The following is a 2,925-nucleotide window of genomic DNA, read 5'->3' as shown; positions in this document are numbered from 1 at the left end:
AAGTTATCAACGCTATGATAACGAGGATTGAATAATCAAGCAAAAAAGAGCGCAGGGTGGATGCCTTGGCACTAAGAGCCGAAGAAAGACGTGATAAGCTGCGAAAAGCTGCGGGGAGATGCAAATAATCTTTGATCCGCAGATGTCTGAATGGGGAAACCCGGCTGGAAGGACTCCAGTCATCCATACGCCAATCCATAACGTATGGAAGGGAACCCGGTGAACTGAAACATCTAAGTAGCCGGAGGAAGAGAAAGAAACATCGATTTCCAGAGTAGCGGCGAGCGAAATGGAAAGAGGCCAAACCGTTGTGCGTGCACAGCGGGGTTCGGACCGCATAATTGATTCAGTGATTCTAGCAGAAAGGTTTTGGGAAAGCCTGCCGGAGAGGGTGAAAGCCCCGTAAGCGAAAGGAAAACTGACAAGGCGGTATCCAGAGTACATCGAGACACGTGAAACCTTGATGGAACACGCGGGGACCACCCCGTAAGCCTAAATACTACTTAGTGACCGATAGCGCATAGTACTGTGAAGGAAAGGTGAAAAGGACCCCGGGAGGGGAGTGAAAGAGAACCTGAAACCCTGTGTTTACAATCTGTGGAAGGTCTTTATATGATCAACCGCGTACTTTTTGTAGAACGGTCCGGCGAGTTACGCGTACTGGCAAGGTTAAGTGCTTAAGGCACGGAGCCGAAGCGACAGCGAGTCTTAACTGGGCGATGAGTCAGTACGAGTAGACCCGAAACCGGGTGATCTATCCATGTCCAGGATGAAGATGCCGTAAAAGGCATTGGAGGTCCGAAGCCACATCCGTTGAAAAGGGTGGGCATGAGGTGTGGATAGGGGAGAAATTCCAATCGAACCCGGAGATAGCTGGTTCTCCTCGAAATAGCTTTAGGGCTAGCCTCGTTTTAGTCTTATGGAGGTAGAGCACTGAATTTCCGCGGGGGCGTCAAAGCTTACCAAAGAATATCAAACTCCGAATGCCATGTAGATGATGAACGGGAGTCAGACTGCACGAGATAAGTTGGGCGGTCAAAAGGGAAAGAGCCCAGACCACCGGCTAAGGTCCCAAAGTGTGTGTTAAGTGGAAAAGGATGTGGGAATTCGAAGACAACTAGGATGTTGGCTCAGAAGCAGCCATACATTCAAAGAGTGCGTAACAGCTCACTAGTCGAGAGTCCCTGCGCCGAAAATGTCCGGGGCTGAAACACAACACCGAAGCCGTGGACTCCGTAAGGAGTGGTAGAGGAGCATTCTTAAAACCGACGAAGCTGTACCGGTAAGGAGCAGTGGAGGGATAAGAAGAGAGAATGCCGGAATGAGTAGCGAGAGGAAGGTGGGAATCCTTCCGGCCGAATATCTAAGGTTTCCAGAGTAAAGCTGATCTGCTCTGGGTAAGTCGGGGCCTAAGGAGAGGTCGCAAGACGTATCCGATGGACAACAGGTTTAGATTCCTGTACCGCATATAAACAGAACTGTGGGGACGCATGTGGAAAGCATAAGCCGGGAATGGAAAGACCGGTACAAGCGGGGTAGGTGTGTGACAGGCAAATCCGTCACATAAGCCGAAGACGTGATGTGGAGCGAAATTAAGTAGTGAAGTATGTGAGCCATGTGCCGAGAAAAGCCGCTATTGTTTTATATGTGCCCGTACCGTAAACCGACACAGGTGGATGAGGAGAGAATCCTAAGGCCGACGGAAGAAGCATTGTTAAGGAATTCGGCAAAATGACCCCGTAACTTCGGGAGAAGGGGTGCCCACTGAATGGTGGGCCGCAGAGAATAGGCTCAAGCAACTGTTTAGCAAAAACACAGGTCTATGCGAAACCGAAAGGTGAAGTATATGGGCTGACGCCTGCCCGGTGCTGGAAGGTTAAGAGGAGAGGTTAGCGCAAGCGAAGCTTTGAATTTAAGCCCCAGTAAACGGCGGCCGTAACTATAACGGTCCTAAGGTAGCGAAATTCCTTGTCGGGTAAGTTCCGACCCGCACGAAAGGCGTAATGATTTGAGCACTGTCTCGACAATGCATCCGGTGAAATTGAAGTACCAGTGAAGATGCTGGTTACCCGCGCCAGGACGGAAAGACCCCATGGAGCTTTACTCCAGTTTGATACTGGGATTCGGTACTGCACGTACAGGATAGGTGGGAGACTGAGAACTATGGACGCCAGTCTGTAGGGAGTCGCTGTTGGGATACCACCCCTGTAGTACTGGGTTTCTAACCATCTGCCGTGAACCGGCAGTGGGACAATGTCAGGCGGGGAGTTTGACTGGGGCGGTCGCCTCCGAAAGGGTATCGGAGGCGCTCAAAGGTTCCCTCAGAATGGTCGGAAACCATTTGAAGAGTGCAAAGGCAGAAGGGAGCTTGACTGCGACACCGACGGGTGGAGCAGGTACGAAAGTAGGACTTAGTGATCCGGTGGTATAAAGTGGGATTGCCATCGCTCAACGGATAAAAGCTACCCTGGGGATAACAGGCTTATCACTCCCAAGAGTTCACATCGACGGAGTGGTTTGGCACCTCGATGTCGGCTCATCGCATCCTGGGGCTGTAGCAGGTCCCAAGGGTTGGGCTGTTCGCCCATTAAAGCGGTACGCGAGCTGGGTTCAGAACGTCGTGAGACAGTTCGGTCCCTATCCGGCGCGGGCGGAGGATATTTGAGAGGAGCTGTCCTTAGTACGAGAGGACCGGGATGGACGGACCACTGGTGTATCTGTTGTCGACCAACGGCATGGCAGAGTAGCCAAGTCTGGAAGGGATAAACGCTGAAGGCATCTAAGCGTGAAGCCCCCCTCAAGATGAGATATCCCTCCTTCGGGAGTAAGACCCCTTGAAGACTACAAGGTAGATAGGGCAGAGGTGGAAGTGTGGCAACACATGGAGCTGACTGTTACTAATAGGTCGAGGGCTTGATTAAAAAA

Annotated in this window: 1 rRNA gene; it reads left to right on the top strand. The window is 51.5% G+C overall.

Annotation, left to right across the window (positions count from 1 at the left end):
• Positions 1 to 33: 33 nt before the first annotated feature.
• Positions 34 to 2,921: ribosomal RNA gene (locus M72_RS12395) — 23S ribosomal RNA — on the top strand.
• The last annotated feature ends 4 nt before the right edge of the window (positions 2,922 to 2,925 follow it).

The organism is Roseburia faecis, from assembly GCF_001406815.1.
Taxonomy (GTDB): domain Bacteria; phylum Bacillota; class Clostridia; order Lachnospirales; family Lachnospiraceae; genus Roseburia; species Roseburia faecis.
Note: the sequence above shows the minus strand (reverse complement) of the source record. Positions and strands in the feature narration are given on the sequence as shown.